This window comes from Rhodococcus jostii NBRC 16295, assembly GCF_001894825.1.
GTDB lineage: Bacteria > Actinomycetota > Actinomycetes > Mycobacteriales > Mycobacteriaceae > Rhodococcus_F > Rhodococcus_F jostii.
This window is the reverse complement of record NZ_BCWY01000102.1, coordinates 1-13,859: the sequence shown is the minus strand read 5'-3', so window position 1 is coordinate 13,859 and position 13,859 is coordinate 1. Positions and strand designations below refer to the sequence as shown.

14 protein-coding genes and 1 pseudogene are annotated in these 13,859 nt (G+C 65.2%); 4 read left to right on the top strand and 11 right to left on the bottom strand.

Translation table 11 applies throughout. The features are described from left to right. Positions 1 to 230: 230 nt before the first annotated feature. On the top strand, positions 231 to 878 hold the full coding sequence (locus RJ1_RS38175) for a TetR/AcrR family transcriptional regulator (RefSeq protein WP_240319638.1): 648 nt from the start codon (positions 231 to 233) through the stop codon (positions 876 to 878). 76 nt (positions 879 to 954) lie between these two features. Here RJ1_RS38175 and RJ1_RS48275 read toward each other — a convergent pair whose 3' ends face one another. The 4 genes and pseudogenes from RJ1_RS48275 to RJ1_RS38155 form a co-directional block, all read right to left on the bottom strand. Further along, complete coding sequence (locus RJ1_RS48275) at positions 955 to 1,248, bottom strand: hypothetical protein (protein WP_240319639.1); 294 nt, start codon at positions 1,246 to 1,248, stop codon at positions 955 to 957. A 218-nt stretch (positions 1,249 to 1,466) separates the two neighbouring features. Further along, positions 1,467 to 1,871: a PAS domain-containing protein gene (locus RJ1_RS38165; RefSeq protein WP_073368602.1), complete on the bottom strand. Its 405-nt coding sequence runs from the start codon at positions 1,869 to 1,871 to the stop codon at positions 1,467 to 1,469. Between the two features lie 334 nt (positions 1,872 to 2,205). After that, complete coding sequence (locus RJ1_RS38160) at positions 2,206 to 2,616, bottom strand: DUF4190 domain-containing protein (protein ID WP_073368600.1); 411 nt, start codon at positions 2,614 to 2,616, stop codon at positions 2,206 to 2,208. Between the two features lie 373 nt (positions 2,617 to 2,989). Continuing rightward, positions 2,990 to 3,817 (bottom strand): annotated as a pseudogene (locus tag RJ1_RS38155) (IS1634 family transposase); the annotation flags it as partial. A gap of 253 nt (positions 3,818 to 4,070) precedes the next feature. Between RJ1_RS38155 and RJ1_RS38150 the strand changes: the two are divergent. Both RJ1_RS38150 and RJ1_RS38145 read left to right on the top strand, forming a co-directional pair. Beyond that, a complete protein-coding gene (locus RJ1_RS38150; protein WP_073368598.1) occupies positions 4,071 to 5,336 on the top strand; it encodes a hypothetical protein in 1,266 nt (421 codons plus the stop codon). A gap of 235 nt (positions 5,337 to 5,571) precedes the next feature. Beyond that, the gene (locus RJ1_RS38145; protein WP_073368596.1) at positions 5,572 to 7,128 is read left to right on the top strand and encodes an IS1634 family transposase; all 1,557 of its coding nucleotides are present in this window, start codon (positions 5,572 to 5,574) and stop codon (positions 7,126 to 7,128) included. On the opposite strand, the gene RJ1_RS38140 is transcribed toward RJ1_RS38145, so the two are convergent. The 7 genes from RJ1_RS38140 to RJ1_RS38110 form a co-directional block, all read right to left on the bottom strand. Further along, positions 7,114 to 7,398 (bottom strand): hypothetical protein, encoded by a 285-nt coding sequence (locus RJ1_RS38140; protein ID WP_073368594.1) that lies wholly within the window; start codon positions 7,396 to 7,398, stop codon positions 7,114 to 7,116. The two genes, RJ1_RS38145 and RJ1_RS38140, sit on opposite strands and share 15 nt — an antisense overlap. A 133-nt stretch (positions 7,399 to 7,531) precedes the next feature. After that, positions 7,532 to 7,759, bottom strand: coding sequence for a gas vesicle protein GvpG (locus RJ1_RS38135; protein WP_073368592.1), 228 nt, complete (start codon positions 7,757 to 7,759; stop codon positions 7,532 to 7,534). Positions 7,760 to 7,762: 3 nt separating this feature from the next. Beyond that, positions 7,763 to 8,578 carry a GvpL/GvpF family gas vesicle protein gene (locus tag RJ1_RS38130; protein WP_073368590.1) on the bottom strand — a complete coding sequence of 272 codons (816 nt, stop codon included), beginning with the start codon at positions 8,576 to 8,578 and terminating at the stop codon, positions 7,763 to 7,765. Further along, positions 8,578 to 8,943, bottom strand: coding sequence for a gas vesicle protein GvpJ (gene gvpJ, locus RJ1_RS38125; protein ID WP_005241539.1), 366 nt, complete (start codon positions 8,941 to 8,943; stop codon positions 8,578 to 8,580). The genes RJ1_RS38130 and gvpJ (RJ1_RS38125) overlap by 1 nt, the downstream gene beginning before the upstream one ends. A gap of 314 nt (positions 8,944 to 9,257) precedes the next feature. Further along, on the bottom strand, positions 9,258 to 9,635 hold the full coding sequence (gene gvpJ / locus RJ1_RS38120; RefSeq protein ID WP_073368588.1) for a gas vesicle protein GvpJ: 378 nt from the start codon (positions 9,633 to 9,635) through the stop codon (positions 9,258 to 9,260). Then, on the bottom strand, positions 9,632 to 11,116 hold the full coding sequence (locus RJ1_RS38115; protein WP_073368641.1) for an SRPBCC family protein: 1,485 nt from the start codon (positions 11,114 to 11,116) through the stop codon (positions 9,632 to 9,634). Before RJ1_RS38115 ends, gvpJ (RJ1_RS38120) begins: the two co-directional genes overlap by 4 nt. A gap of 5 nt (positions 11,117 to 11,121) precedes the next feature. Next, complete coding sequence (locus tag RJ1_RS38110) at positions 11,122 to 11,718, bottom strand: hypothetical protein (protein WP_073368586.1); 597 nt, start codon at positions 11,716 to 11,718, stop codon at positions 11,122 to 11,124. Positions 11,719 to 13,125: 1,407 nt separating this feature from the next. Between RJ1_RS38110 and RJ1_RS38105 the strand changes: the two genes are divergently transcribed. After that, positions 13,126 to 13,859: PAS domain-containing protein (locus RJ1_RS38105; RefSeq protein WP_170008938.1), on the top strand; the 734-nt coding region annotated here is incomplete at its 3' end.

Genomic DNA, 13,859 nt, shown 5'->3' with positions numbered 1-13,859 from the left:
TCCCCGACTCTTGCAGCGAACGGGTGGCGGAACACCCCCCACAGCACCGCTGGGCGCCGATTCGGGCACCCGTTCTTGTGAACACATCAGGATTTCCCCGAAAAACCGCAGGTGAAACGACGGAACGGCGTCGAAGCTCGAGTACGCGGCAAACTCTCCGGCAACAGCTGACGGTGCCGGGTCGTCCGATTCGTCTGCTGATGGGACGCGCGAGCGCATACGATCCGCTGATGCAGTGGCTTCCCGCGGATGTCCGCCGTGGACAGCTCATCGATGCCGCGCTCGTACTCGCCGCGCAACAGGGTGTCGCCGCGTTGACCATCCGCCGCGTGGCCGAGGCCGCCGGTGTGTCGCTCGGAGTGGTGCACTACCACTTCGAGGACAAGGACGAACTTCTCACCGAGATGGCGGAAAGCCTGATCCTCGCCATCAGCGAGTCGATGCGCACGGCGTTCATCCACCTCATCGGAACCGCGGAAATGCGCGGCATCGAGGGCCTTCGTGAACTCCTGCGGGCCGGCATCGGGGGCCTGTGGCCGATCATCGAGGCCACCCCCGACCAGCAGTTGCTCACCTACGAGATCACCGCGCTGGCCCTCCGGCAACGCGGGGCCGGCCACGCCGCGGCCGGGGCGATCGCCGCCCGGCAGTACCGCACCATGGACACCGAGGCGGTGGCGTTCCTCGATCTGTGCGCACACCGGGCGGGCGTCACGTGGAGCATGCCCGTGGATCAGGTCGCCCGGTTCGCGCTGGCGGCGCTCGACGGACTGGTGCTGCGCTGGCTCGTCGACCGGGACCGCGACGCCGCCCTCGCCGCACTCGACGACCTGGTACAGATCATCGCCACCAAGGCAGTTCCGGATCGGCCCAGATGACCTGTATAACCTCGATCCCGATGTTCGAACACGCGTCGGCCGCGTTCGATGGGTGGTAGGGATCGATCATCTCCGATCACCTCCCGTGCGCCGAGGACGGTCCAGGCATGGTGGTGTGGAGGCGTTGTGCTCGTGCGTTTTCGTGGTCGACGATCGCGTCCTGCCACTGACGGTCGGAGCATTCGCGGTCCGGTGCGCAGGGATCGGGAACCCCGAGCCGGGCGCCGATCTGCGCCCAGGACGCGCCCTGTGTCAGGGCGGCAGTCACCGCCCGGGCGAGGAGTTCCTCGCCCAGCTCCCCGGGCGGGGCGAGCTGAGTGCGATCGTCTCGGTGCTGCCGCCGCCGATCCCGATGGTGGTCTGGCGCCATCTTCGGGACTGTATCGGACCCCCGGCCGGTGACGAGACGACGTTCGCCCGCGGCGAAGTCGGAGCCCGAGCGGGCCTCGCGTGAAGGACGTGTCAGTTGAGACCTGTGCGCCGATCCCGCAGTGGTAGTCGACGTCGAGCGGAAGATGCTCGCTCATCTCCGTGCGCGGCGGTGCCCCGCCGCATCGGGCAGGCCACCGACCGGACGCGATCGCGGCCTCACCCGAAGTTCGGTGCGTGTCCGCCGTCCCACAGTTGCTCGGTCACGTCGTGGAAGCAGACGAGCAGAACCGGGTCGTCCGCCCGTGTCAGCACGGACTTGCTGATCGCCGCCCGCACAGCAGAACCGTCTCGGTGCGTGAGCGTCACGATCGTCCCCGCCGACTGTTGCAGATCCTCCGCGACCGGAGGGGACGCCGTCGGGAGCAGGTCGCGCATCGATCGCCCCGAGAGCGCATCGTGCGGATACCCCAACATGGCCTCGAACGCGGGATTGACGTGCACGACGTGACCGTCGCGGTCGACAGCGAGCACCGGCACCGGGAGCCGTTCCAGCAACACCAGCGCGGGAAGCCCTTCGAGGTAACCCAGTGCGGTATCCGGATCCGCACGTCGTCTCTCCATAATGATGTATCGAGGGTGCGGCCTCGCTGTTACCCCCGACGCCGGAACACCGGCAGCGGCGGCGACCCTCGATCGAGCCACGTCGACACCCTAGCGACTCGGGCCCGGCGGGAAGTCATGCAGCGTCGTCCCGCCGCGCGACGAAGCCCCATTCAACGGCCTCCCTGGGATCAATTGCTCTCGCAGTCAACATATTTCAGGTCCGCCCTCCTGATGAGTCCCTGCTCATCATGGACTGGTCGAGACGTCCCTCGAGACGCCGGTGCCGTGGGTGCTGTCAGGGCTGCGGGACCTCGACGTGGTCGGGGAGTTTGTCGCGCATCTGGTCCACCTGCTACTCGATCCGGTCGACGGCATTGTCGTTGTTCAGGACGGTGACCACGCCGGCGGCGAAGGCAATCGAGATGACGATCGCCAGCGCGCTCAGCACCAGGCCGGCGATCGCCACACCTTTCCCGGTGATCCCCACCCGGCGGGCCGCCCGCATACCGAGGACACCGAGGATCAACCCGATGATGCCCAGGACCAACCCGACCGGGGAGAGGATCACGATCAGCACACACACGAACGCGGCCACCCCGACCGCGAGCGCGAACGCCGCGGCCGCGCTGGTGCGCGCCGGCTTGGTCACCACCCGCTCCTCCACCGCGACAGTGCGGTCGTCGACGACACGGCGGTCGTCGACCCCGGGCTCCATCCGCCGCGGGTCGTCATCGCGTCCCGGGCCGGTCAGTGGTCTGCTCATCGCTTACCTCCGTGTCGTCGATCCGCCGCATTCGGTGCGGGCGGCACACCCACTCCTCGCTGCTCGGTATGCCACCCACAACGCTTGCCCAGCTCACGCGTGTTCCAATCCGACGAGCCGGCGGCCACCGGGCGGCCGTCCCAACGGGCGGCGGTTTCTACTGGGCGTGGGAGGTGTCACCGCTGCGGCGATCAACCGATCCCCGAGTCGGGGGCGTACGCCGCGGAACTGTCCGCCGGCTCCGGGGCGTCATCACGCTCGCGTAGCGGGCGGGGTATCCGGTCGCCGGGCACCACCCCAGCCACCCCCGGGACGGCGCAGCGGGTGCTGCCCCCTACGGCCTGACTTGCACGATTTAGTGTGCCAACGCTGACTACGAGTGCGGGATGTCCAGTGCGGTGAGGATGCGGGCTGCGTCGGCGGTGTGGGGTTGGCCGGCGATGGTCAGGCGGATTTCTCGCAGCGGCCGGAGGGTTTTTACGATGCGTCCGATCGAGATCCCGGTCTCGGCTTGCAGGTAGCGGGCTACGGCGAGGGCGGTGAACACGACGGTGAGGTGGGCTTCGATCGCGTGTCGGGTGTGGTGGAACATCGGCCGCGCCCGTAGATCAGTTTTCGACATGCGGAACGACTGCTCGACGTGCCAGAGGTCGTGATATTTTCCGATGACCTCGCCCGGTGTCATCAGGGTGACGGAGAGGTTGGTGACGTAGCCCTTCAACCCGACGAGCGACCGGGCCCGGTCGAGAGATGCGATGTCGAGGGTGCGGCCGCCCGCGGTGGTCTTGACGAACCGCGTCGATTTCGGTGCCTTCGCCCCGTCGACGACCTCGCGGGCCCGGGCTTCTTGGGCGTTCAGGGTTTGGTTGTCGCGGACGGCGCGGCGCTTCGAGTACTGCCACACCGCCCGCCACGACTTCGGATGTCCGGCTGCGTCCCAGACGGGTTCGGTGCGGTGACGGACATTCGCATGCCTCGGGGTGACGGTGTCGATGATCTGACCGTCGGTGAAAACGTCACCGTTCCAATGGAAATGGTTCGCCAGATCAGCGGGCGCCTTGGTAACACGGGAGCCGACGATGAACTTCAGGCCGGCGTCGTCGAGGTCCTTGAGGTTGCCGGCCGACAGCATGCCGGCGTCCGCGGCGACGACCATCTCGACACCGGCAATGACGTGCCGGGTCTGGAACAGCCTCAACACTGCTCGAATGAGAGACAATCCGAAACAGTGTATAACTATGCAATATTCATGCCGATACGCTCGGCCCTACTGCAAAACAGGACCAACCGGTCTTGACCTTTCGACGATCAGCAGCGGACGATTGAGGTTCCTAGATTTCCACTCATCTACCCGCCGGAATCCGTGGCCCCACCGCACTACGTCAGCGAGACCGCAGCTTCACGACGGCCGGCGTGTACGTCGGTTGAAGAGTCAATTCGAAAGGCAACCTGCCATGGGCAGCACGGACCTCATCACCTACTTGAACTACATGTCTACCTGGGAGACCGAATCAGATGAAAACATCGACGGCATTATTTCTGAGCAGGCTCTCTTTGTAAATCTTGGAGAATTCGATTCAGACACGGCGGTCAACGCCGAATTCACGACGCTGTACGACTTGTCGTGCGAGGTGCGTGACCTGACCGTTGCGAAGGACGCTACCCAGATTGCCGCCGACGGAGCCGCGGTAGCTGCAATCTGGTCTTTCGGACTTGGGATGGCAGCGTTCGCCGCTCTCCAAGCTGCCGAGATAATTCAGGAAAAAGTTATTTCATCGAAGTCAACCGATCTCAACAATAAGCTGACATCGGTCGACGCTGACATCTCCGCTCAAATCAACTCGCCGGTGAGTGATTACGTCGCTAAATACAAGCAAAACAACAATCTGATTGCGAGCAAGGCTCCGGTGGGCCTCGACACGCGAACATGTCGCGGCCTTCTACTGCAATTTTTAGCGCAGGTGCAGAGAAACACGACGTTGGATGTTGGGACTTTCAAGCAGTACGCTGAGTCCGCGCGGCGTCTATACAACAGCGACGAGATAAACGCGGTCTACGATGCTTTGGATACGCTGAATCTCAGTCAAAAGACTGATGCCGACGTCAAGAAATTCATGGACTTTCTGGCGGGTTTTGATTTCCCCGGTAAGACTGAGATATCCATGGTCCAAAATGCGTGCATAGCGATTATGTTTTATAAATTGAAAATTGCGAACGCCACCATTAGGGAACAAGCAGAAGCTGCCGGCCTTCCTGTGGAGGAAGTAGACGCCACTGCTTTTGGCGCCATGGATGCTGTCGGCAAGTTCATCGCTGTTGTCGCAGTCGTCATGTCGGTAGCGGACGTTGTGTTTGAAATCCTGGACATTGAGAACGTAGTCACACAGTGTGACAAGATGTGCGATCAACTGAACGGGCCCATTAAGCAAAGCTACCTCGACTATTTTAACGGAATAAAAACGTCAGCGCGTGCATACAAGGCGGCAATCCAGCCCGACTCTGGCAATAGTGCCGGACGCGACATCCAGCAGATGCAGAGTCAAATACAGCAATGGGGCTCGATCACCCAATTCGGGATCCAGATCGCAGAGATCACGGGTACGGCAGATAATCCCGATCAGAAAAGCGGAACAGCAACCAAGACGGACCACGCGTTCTCGGGCTACAACGGGAGCTGGGAAATCGGAAACTGGGGAGACACGCTCAGATTCACCAACTAGTGGTGGTCGGCGTTAGTTCGTCGGGGGTTCAGGTCCACGCGGTGGGGTCGGCGAGATAGAGGCCGCAAGCGGTGTCCGGGGCGTCCTCGGCGGTGCCGGCGCTGTAGCCGGTGGGAAGGTAGGACCTGACTTGCACAGGTCGATGGGGATTTCCGGCTTCGGCTGGCGTTTGTGCTGGTAGTGGATTCGCGGGTCGGGGATATGGGGCACTAATCGGTCGGTAGGATCGCCGGTTGTGGCTGCCTATATCCGCAAGGTTCGGACCGCGTCGGGGGCGACGGCGGTGCAGATCGCCGCGAAGGACGGGGGCCGCCACAAGATCCTTGAGCACCTCGGTTCCGCCCACACCGAGGGCGAGTTGGCGGCACTGTTGCAGGCGGCCCGGGAAAAGCTGCAGGCCGGCCAGCAGGAACTCGACCTCGACCTCGGCGGTGGCGGGGAACGCGGATCGGTGATCGCGACGAAACGGTCTCGCTGGCTGATCGAGGCGATCGAGACCGGATGGCGACGACTGGGTCTCGATGCTGTCGACGACGACGCGTTCTTCCAGCTGGTCCTCGGCCGGCTCGTCGAGCCGACATCGATGAGCGACACCAGCCGGGTCGTCGCCGAGATCGGCCTGACCCCGGCCCACCGCAACACCTACGCCTACGCATTGAAGCGTTGCGCCACAATCGATTACCGAGACCGGGTCGCGAAGAAATGTTTCGAGCATGCCGCCGCGACCGGCGGATTGAGCTTGGTGCTCTACGACGTCACCACGCTGTACTTCGAGGCAGAGAAGGAAGACGACCTGCGCAAGGTCGGATATTCGAAGGAACGCAGGGTGGATCCGCAGATCGTGGTAGGCCTGCTCGTCGACCGTACCGGGTTCCCCCTCGAGATCGGCTGCTTCGAAGGGAACAAGGCAGAAACCCATACCATCGTCCCGATCGTCCGGCAGTTCCAGGCCCGCCACGACATCGAGGGCGTCGAGATGGTTGTCGCCGCCGACGCAGGCATGCTCTCCGCCGGCAATCTCAAGGACCTCGACGAGGCCGGACTCAAGTTCATCGTCGGGTCCCGCGTCACCAGAGCCCCCGCCGATCTCGCAAACCATTTCCATTGGAACGGAAATACTTTCGCTGACGGACAGATAATCGATATGGTCACTCCCCGGCACGCGAAGAGCACCGTCAACAACGTCAACAAGCGCACCGAACCGGTCTGGGACGCGGCCGGACATCCGAAGTCCTGGCGGGCGGTCTGGCAGTACTCCAAACGACGGGCGGTCCGCGACAATCAGACACTCAACGCCCAGGAGGCCCGGGCCAGGGAGGTCGTCGACGGCGGCACAGCTCCGAAGTCGACGCGGTTCGTCAAGACCACCGCGGGCGGCCGCACCCTCGACACCGCATCTCTCGATCGGGCCAGATCATTGGTCGGGTTGAAGGGCTACGTCACCAACATCCCCGCCACACTGATGGACCCGGGCGAGGTGATCGGCAAGTATCACGACCTTTGGCATGTCGAGCAGTCGTTCCGCATGTCGAAAACCGACCTACGGGCGCGGCCGATGTTCCACCACACCCGCGACGCGATCGAAGCCCACCTCACGGTCGTGTTCACCGCGCTCGCGGTCGCCCGCTATCTGCAGGCCGAGACCGGAGTCTCGATCGGGCGCATCGTGAAAACCCTGCGCCCGCTACAAGAAATCAGCCTGACCATCGCCGGCCACCCCCACACCGCCGCCGACCCGCTCACCGTCGAAGCCGCAGCCATCCTCACCTCGCTGGAACTACCGACACGTTGACCGGGGCACTAAAACTGTGCAAGTCAGGTAGGAGTTTTGGTAGTCGTCGTGGCTGACGCGGTAGATCGCGAAGCCCCACATGTTGGCGTAGCCGGCGTACTCGAGGCGGCACAGCTGCAGGGTCTGCCCGTCGGTCAGGACGGCGTCGACATAGGCGTACGGTGCCCGGAACCGCAGGTCGATCCGGGTGATCGCGGTCCATCGGTCGCGAGCGCGGGCGGACAAGCGTTGGCGCAGCGAGGTCTTCGTCGAGTCCGGGATGGCAGCCATGACGGGACGGCGCAGCGGGTGCTGCCCCCTACGGGCACGGGAACCGCGGCAAGCGCTCCGACAACGGACATGACAGTGAGGCGCCGCGGAATCGTATGGACGCACCGCACCGCCGCTTCAGTGCCCGTAATCCCTATGGCGATCCCGTCATCCGGTCGATGAGCGCCTGTTGGGCCTGCTCCTCCTCTTCGGCCGTGATGTCACCCCGGGCACGGGCCTCTTCGAGTTCCTCGAGCCCGCGGCGGATTGCCGCCGGGTTGTGCATCTCCTCCTCGACCTGCCGTTGGATCAACTCCGCCAGCGAGATCACACCCTTCACCGGCTGGAGCGGCAGCGTGACGATGAATGACAGCAGTCCCATGGTTCAGCCCTGCCCCGCCGGATTCTGGGTGACCACGAAGTCGTAGGCGGCCATCGGCCCGAGCAGCTTCATCTCGACCCGGCCGTCCCACTCCTCGGCCAGTGCTCCCACCGCCTCTTCGAGTTCGTCCTGTCTGTCCACGTCGGCGAGGACCGCCACCTGCACGGCCTCTTCCTCGTGCGTGGGTTCGCGGCGGTTGACGGAGGCGGTGAGGCCTCCCAGGGCCTCGACCGTCTTGCGGGTGTCTTCCTCGCGCTTGCCGGCGATCGCGTTGTTCACCAGTTCCCCGAGCGCCATCCGCGCCTGGCGGCCGGCGTCCTCCGACTTGTCCCGGATCTCCTCACGCAACTGCGCCGCCTGCTCGTTCTCGTCGAGGATCTCCCGCAGGATCGCCTGCTCCACGTACCGGCCCTTGACCACGTACTGGGCCCTGCCCTCCAGTTGTTCGAGGGCCGCCGCGAACTCGTCCGCATGTGCCGAGAGCAGTTCCTCCTTCACCGCGTCGGCGTCGGTGAGCACCGCCCCGAACCGCAGCGGCAGCACCGGCGCCACCCGGGACGTCCCGTCCAGCACGTTCGCGTGGGCACGGAGGTCTTCGGGTTTGCCGAGCGGACGGTCCACGGACATTTCGCTCACCAGGGCGGCGATGTCGCCGTCCGCGACGACGTCCACCTTCCCGTCGGCGACCCCGGTCGCGTCGTCCCCCGGTTCGACGTCGGCCGGGACGATGCCGTAGACGTACACCCCCGCCGTCTGCTTCTTGTCCGACTTCTCTGCGTTCTCGCTCTTCTGGTTCTTCGCCTGCTCCGATGTAGCCATCACCTGTCACCTCGAGTCGACTTACGCGACACCCGTTCCCGTTCCGGTTCCTCTTGCCCGCCCAGCAGGCCGCCGAGCTTCTCTTCGATGGCGCTCTTCGTCTTCGACTTGGCGATCTTTTCCGTCCCGCCCGACACCAGATCGGACAGCCCCTTCGGCTCGCTGCCGATCGCGAGCCGGTTCGCCGCCTCGGCGAAGCGCAGGTAGGTGTCGACGCTGGCGACGACGATGCGGGCGTCGATGGTGAGCAGTTCGATGCCGACCAGCGAGACGCGCACGTAGGCGTCGATGACGAGGCCCTTGTCCAAGATGGTGTCGATGACGTCGGCCAGGCTGCTCGAACTCGGCCCACCCGCTGTGGTCATCCTCCTCGCTCCTCCCTGCCCCGCCATTGGCCCGACCGTCCCGCAACGCCGTGTGCGGGCGGCTCGGCGCCGTGTGGCGGTACCGGTCGTTCCTCGGCCTGCTCTACGCTCACCGTCGCCGCGTCCAGCCCACCCCTGTGGCATACCCGAAGTGAAGACGTAAGTGCGGACTACCGGACTACCCGGAACGGCAGTTGTTCAATCGATCAAAGACCGCCAGGGACTGACCAATTCGACGCGTCCACCCCTGCGCGAAACGGTCCGACCGGTCGGCTCCTCGGGTGTGTCGTTGGTCTTCTGTTCCGACGTTGACATCACTGGTCCTCGCGAGTGGACTTGCGTGGAACCCGTTCGCGCTGAGGTTCTTCCTTCCCGCCGCCGAGGAGGTCGCCGAGTTTCTCGCCGGCGGCCCCGAGTGCGCCCTGGGTTTTCGATTCGGCCTCGCTCTCGCCGCCGCCCCCGGCCAGGTCCGTCAGGCCCTTGGGCTCGCTGCCGATCTCGAGCCGGTTCACCGCCTCCGCGAACCGCAGGTAGGTGTCGACACTGGCGACGACGACGCGGGCGTCGATGGTCAGCAGTTCGATCCCGACCAGCGACACGCGCACGTACGCATCGATGACCAGGCCCTTGTCGAGGATGGTGTCGATGACGTCGGCGAGACTGCTCGAGCTGGGTCCACCGGCCGTGGTCATGCGCGTGCTCCTGTCCTACGCCGCGGCGTTGCCTTCTTTGCTGCGGTCTTCTTTGCTGCGGTCTTCTTCGCGGGGTTCTTCTTCGCGGGGGTCTTCTTTGCCGGGGTCTTCTTCGCGGCAGCCTTCTTCGCGGGGGCCTTCTTCGCGGGGGCCTTCTTTGCTGCGGCCTTCCGGGGACGACGCCGACGCGGCTCGGGACGCCGGCGCGGCTCGGGCTCCTCCTCGGGTTCCTCCTCCTCGTACTCGCCGGTCTCGTCCTCCGGCTCCTCCTCGGGTTCCTCCTCCTCGTACTCGCCGGTCTCGTCCTCCGGCTCCTCCTCGGGTTCCTCCTCCTCGTACTCGCCGGTCTCGTCCTCCGGCTCCTCCTCGGGTTCCTCCTCCTCGTACTCGCCGGTCTCGTCCTCCGGCTCCTCCTCGGGTTCTTCCTCCTCGTACTCGCCGGTCTCGTCCTCCGGCTCCTCCTCCTCGTACTCGTCGGTCTCGTCGCTCTGGTCCTGTGGCTCTTCGCCTTCGGCCGTCTCCTCGTCGGACCGGTCCTCCTCACCGGCGGCCTCGTCGTCGGCTGTCTCGTCGTCAGCAGGTTCCTCGTTGTTGTCCTCGGCATCCTCGGGTTCGACTACCTCGCCGTCGCGGATCTCTCCGCGCCACCCCTCGATCTGGTCGGGGTGGAGGATGGATTCGGTCATGACGTGACGTCTGAAGTGCTTCAGTTCCAGACGCGCTCGGCGTCCCTGTGCACGCCACAGGTTTCCGGTCTTCTCGAACAAGCCCTTCGGGTGATACTCGAGGACCAGGAGGATGCGGGTGAGGTTGGGGGTCACCTCGTGGAACGTCACCGCACCGTCGATGTAACCTTTGGCGCCCTTCGACCGCCACACGATCCGCTCGTCGGGAACCTGCTCGAGGATCGACGCGTCCCAGGTTCGGTGGGAGAGGAAGATCTTCGCCTTCCATTCGAGTTTCTCGTCCGATTCCTGTGCGACCCGTTCGACCTTCTTGGTGAACGTCGGAAAGTCTTCGAACTGTGTCCACTGGTTGTAGGCCAATTGGACCGGGACACCGACATCGATCGATTCGATGATGTTGGTGAGTTTGAGTTTCTTGCCGCCTTTACCGCCACCGCCGCCGCCGGTGATCGTGTCCTTCAGGTCGGAGGCCGTGTCCTTCACACTGTCCTTCAGCCCGGTCAGGCCCGAGCCGAGCGCGGAGAGCGGCGACTTGCCGTCGTCCTCTTGCTCTTTGCCTTGCTCCTTGCCGGTGACTGCGGACAGCAGGCTTCCGCCGCCGCCTTCGGCGTAGTCGGTGAGCCGGCCGGTGGCGCCCTGCACCTTGTCGGAGACGGTGGAGATCGCCTTGTCGGTCAGGGTGCCGAGCAGGCTTTGCGCTGCTGTCTGCAGCGGTGACAGCGATGCGGCCTTGCCGGACGCACCGGAGACGTTCTCGCGCAGCTTCTTCGCTGCACTGTCGAGGTTCTCGGTCATCGTCGTCACTTCCGGTTGCGTCGTATGGGGATGACATCGGTCGTCGCCTTGGCGCGCGACTTGCGGGCCCGGGTGGGGGTTTCGTCTTCGTTGTCGTTGTTCGTCGACGACCGGGACCGTGACCGGGTGGGTCGGGAACTGCCGCTGCTCGAGGTCCGCCGGCGCGGGGCCGGGCGCTTGCGGGCGCGGGGCGCCTGCTCCTCGGCTTCGTCCTCCTCGGCGGTCTCGTCCTCCGTGTACTCGTCGTCGTAGTCGTCTTCGGGCTCCTCGTGACTCCTGTGCTTGGACCTCTTCCCGCCCGCGGCCTCGTCACCGCCCGATTGCAACCGGGAGTTGAGCGATTCGATGCGGTGACTGGCCGCGGTGACGGCGGCCGTCTTCGCCGCGTTCATCAACTCCTTGCGGACCACCCCGCCGAGCTTGGCGACCTCGGGCGAATCCGCGAGCAGCTTGCCGGCCTGTCCGAGCATCCCCAGTGAGCCAGAAGGAAACCGACTGGATGCTCCGGCGCCCGCGAGCATCAGCGCCAACTTCATCTTGTGCGTACGCCCCAGCATGTACCCGGCACCCACGGCCAACGCCATCTGACTTTTGCCTGTCATCGCCCAACCCCTTGTTTGTCGAGTAGATGTGGTGCACCTCGGCGCCGGCGTCGGCGAAAAGGGTGGGGGGCCGTGGTCGGTGGGGGTGCGTTCGTTCCCGCCGACTACCCCGGGGCGGCGACGCTCAATCCGGCCGCACGCCACATCTCCCAAGCCGGAACGGACACCGCACGAAGCAAGCGGAGCCGGCTTTCAGGGAAACCCGCGTAGCGCAGTGGCAAGCGGGTACCCGCTGAGTACGCTGCCCGCGCCGCAATGGCGGTCCGGGCAGCCAGCCCCGCTTCGGCCGTTGAACCCCTCGGCCCGCGGGGCGCCCGCCGCGCACGGACCGAGGTCAAGTGTTCGCCCACCCCGCCTCAACCTGCGCGCGGCACCCACATTCGCAACCTCGTGGATCACGCGAATACACACCAGAAACGAATGCGCCGATTAATTCGAAGTCACCCCCGATTACCTAATCCATTTGTCTAGAACATTATGGGCGGTTGTTAATTTGCCCGAACATTATGGGCGGTTGTTAATTTCATTATGTGAGAAATTCGTTTTTTAGTGAAACGCTCCTTCCCCGAGCGCGATAGGCACCGTAAGCGGGGATCGACGATCCCGTGGATTCATCACCAGGAAAGGCGTGATTTCTGATGGGTTCTGCAGGAATCGACTTCAATGTCGCGTTCGAGGGAGGTGGCTGAGCGTCACCTTCGGCGGCGGCATCGGCCTGAGCTGACCGACGGAGCAATCCGGGACAGCGGTGGCCCGGCTCACCTGGGGGCGGCCGGGCCACCGTCCTGATCAGCACGATCACCGGCCAGGTCGCCGCCTGCCCCCCGCCGCCGTCCTCGGCCGGGAAGTGAGCTCGGTCTGCGGGGGTGCCCGGTCGGCAGGCGACCGCGCAGATGAGTCGATATCGTCACCCCGAAATGGGGCCAGTCGACCCGGAATAACCTTGCGCGAAGCGTGGTTCGAGAATGTGGGTCGCCTCGAAATAAGCGCGGCTCGAGAATGTGCTCCGTGCCATATGTACGCGTGATTTGCCGACACCGGGTATCCGATGGTCCGGTGTCTGCATTTTCATCACCGCGCACGGGAGTGGCGGGTCTCGGGACTTCCCCGGCGCGCAGCATGTACAAAGGACACCCCACGGAGACGACGCGGATGAACACCAGATACCGCGTCTTCACCAGCATCGTTGACCAGCGCGACTTGCCCGCATCCATGCCCCGCACCCCCGCGAATCGGCAGGGACCGCGGCGTGGGGCATCGGATGGGAGGGGCCGTGGAGATCTCCGCCTCGGCATGTCACCGCCGCCGATTCCACCGCTCGGGGGCCTTCCGGTGAAACGAATGCGGCAGCCGGTGCGACATAACTATTCACCGAAAGATGTTGTGCAAGAATGAAACCGACCAGTCGTGACTGAACTATTCGAACCATACCGTGTGCCGCAGGGCGCCGCACAATCCGGGTTCCCCGAAGAGGTGACCCGATCCGAGCCGGGATCGTTGTCGGGCGCGGCGATGTCGGCGCAGCTGGTCGCCGCGGTGGAATGCGCGCCGGCCCCGGTGGGGCTGTGGGAGTTCGGTTCGGGCCGTCTCCGCTATCTGAACCCGGCCGCGGCCGCCCTGGTGGGATTCCCGGAGGGCTGCGAGGTGTCCGCGCGCACAGCCGCCGACGTCTGCACCGACGCGGCGGTGGCGCAGGCACCAGAGGTCTCGGCTGCGCTGACCGGACGGGGTCGGTGGTGCGGGCGGACGGAGTTACGGCATTTGCGCACCGGGGCGCCGATCCCGATGGTCCTGTCGGTCTTTGTCACCGAGCGCGACGAGGACGGGCGCCCGCTGCTGATCGGGGTGATCGGCCGGGAGCCGTCCACCGCGGGCGAGCAGGAACACCCGCTGCTCGCCGCCCTGGCGGAAGCTGATCAGCGGTGCCGGGAACAACACGTACTCGCCGAGCTGAGCCGACTCGCGGTCACTGCCGACCTCGACACGCTTCTGACCGCCGCGACCGCGGAGGTCACCGCGCTGCTGGGGGTGCGGTGCGCGGCGGTGGCCCGGGTGCCGGACACCGGCGGGGCGGCGCTGACGGTGCTCGGCTACCACGGGCCCGGGCCGCGCCCGATCACCGTCGCCGCCGGTCGCGGTTC

Coding starts and splice junctions, on each gene's coding strand:
- RJ1_RS38175 (WP_240319638.1), top strand. CDS start 231: ATGCAGTGGCTTCCCGCGGATGTCCGCCGTGGACAGCTCATCGATGCC.
- RJ1_RS48275 (WP_240319639.1), bottom strand. CDS start 1,248: ATGGCGCCAGACCACCATCGGGATCGGCGGCGGCAGCACCGAGACGAT.
- RJ1_RS38165 (WP_073368602.1), bottom strand. CDS start 1,871: ATGGAGAGACGACGTGCGGATCCGGATACCGCACTGGGTTACCTCGAA.
- RJ1_RS38160 (WP_073368600.1), bottom strand. CDS start 2,616: ATGAGCAGACCACTGACCGGCCCGGGACGCGATGACGACCCGCGGCGG.
- RJ1_RS38150 (WP_073368598.1), top strand. CDS start 4,071: ATGGGCAGCACGGACCTCATCACCTACTTGAACTACATGTCTACCTGG.
- RJ1_RS38140 (WP_073368594.1), bottom strand. CDS start 7,398: ATGGCTGCCATCCCGGACTCGACGAAGACCTCGCTGCGCCAACGCTTG.
- RJ1_RS38135 (WP_073368592.1), bottom strand. CDS start 7,759: ATGGGACTGCTGTCATTCATCGTCACGCTGCCGCTCCAGCCGGTGAAG.
- RJ1_RS38130 (WP_073368590.1), bottom strand. CDS start 8,578: ATGGCTACATCGGAGCAGGCGAAGAACCAGAAGAGCGAGAACGCAGAG.
- gvpJ (WP_005241539.1), bottom strand. CDS start 8,943: ATGACCACAGCGGGTGGGCCGAGTTCGAGCAGCCTGGCCGACGTCATC.
- gvpJ (WP_073368588.1), bottom strand. CDS start 9,635: ATGACCACGGCCGGTGGACCCAGCTCGAGCAGTCTCGCCGACGTCATC.
- RJ1_RS38115 (WP_073368641.1), bottom strand. CDS start 11,116: ATGACCGAGAACCTCGACAGTGCAGCGAAGAAGCTGCGCGAGAACGTC.
- RJ1_RS38110 (WP_073368586.1), bottom strand. CDS start 11,718: ATGACAGGCAAAAGTCAGATGGCGTTGGCCGTGGGTGCCGGGTACATG.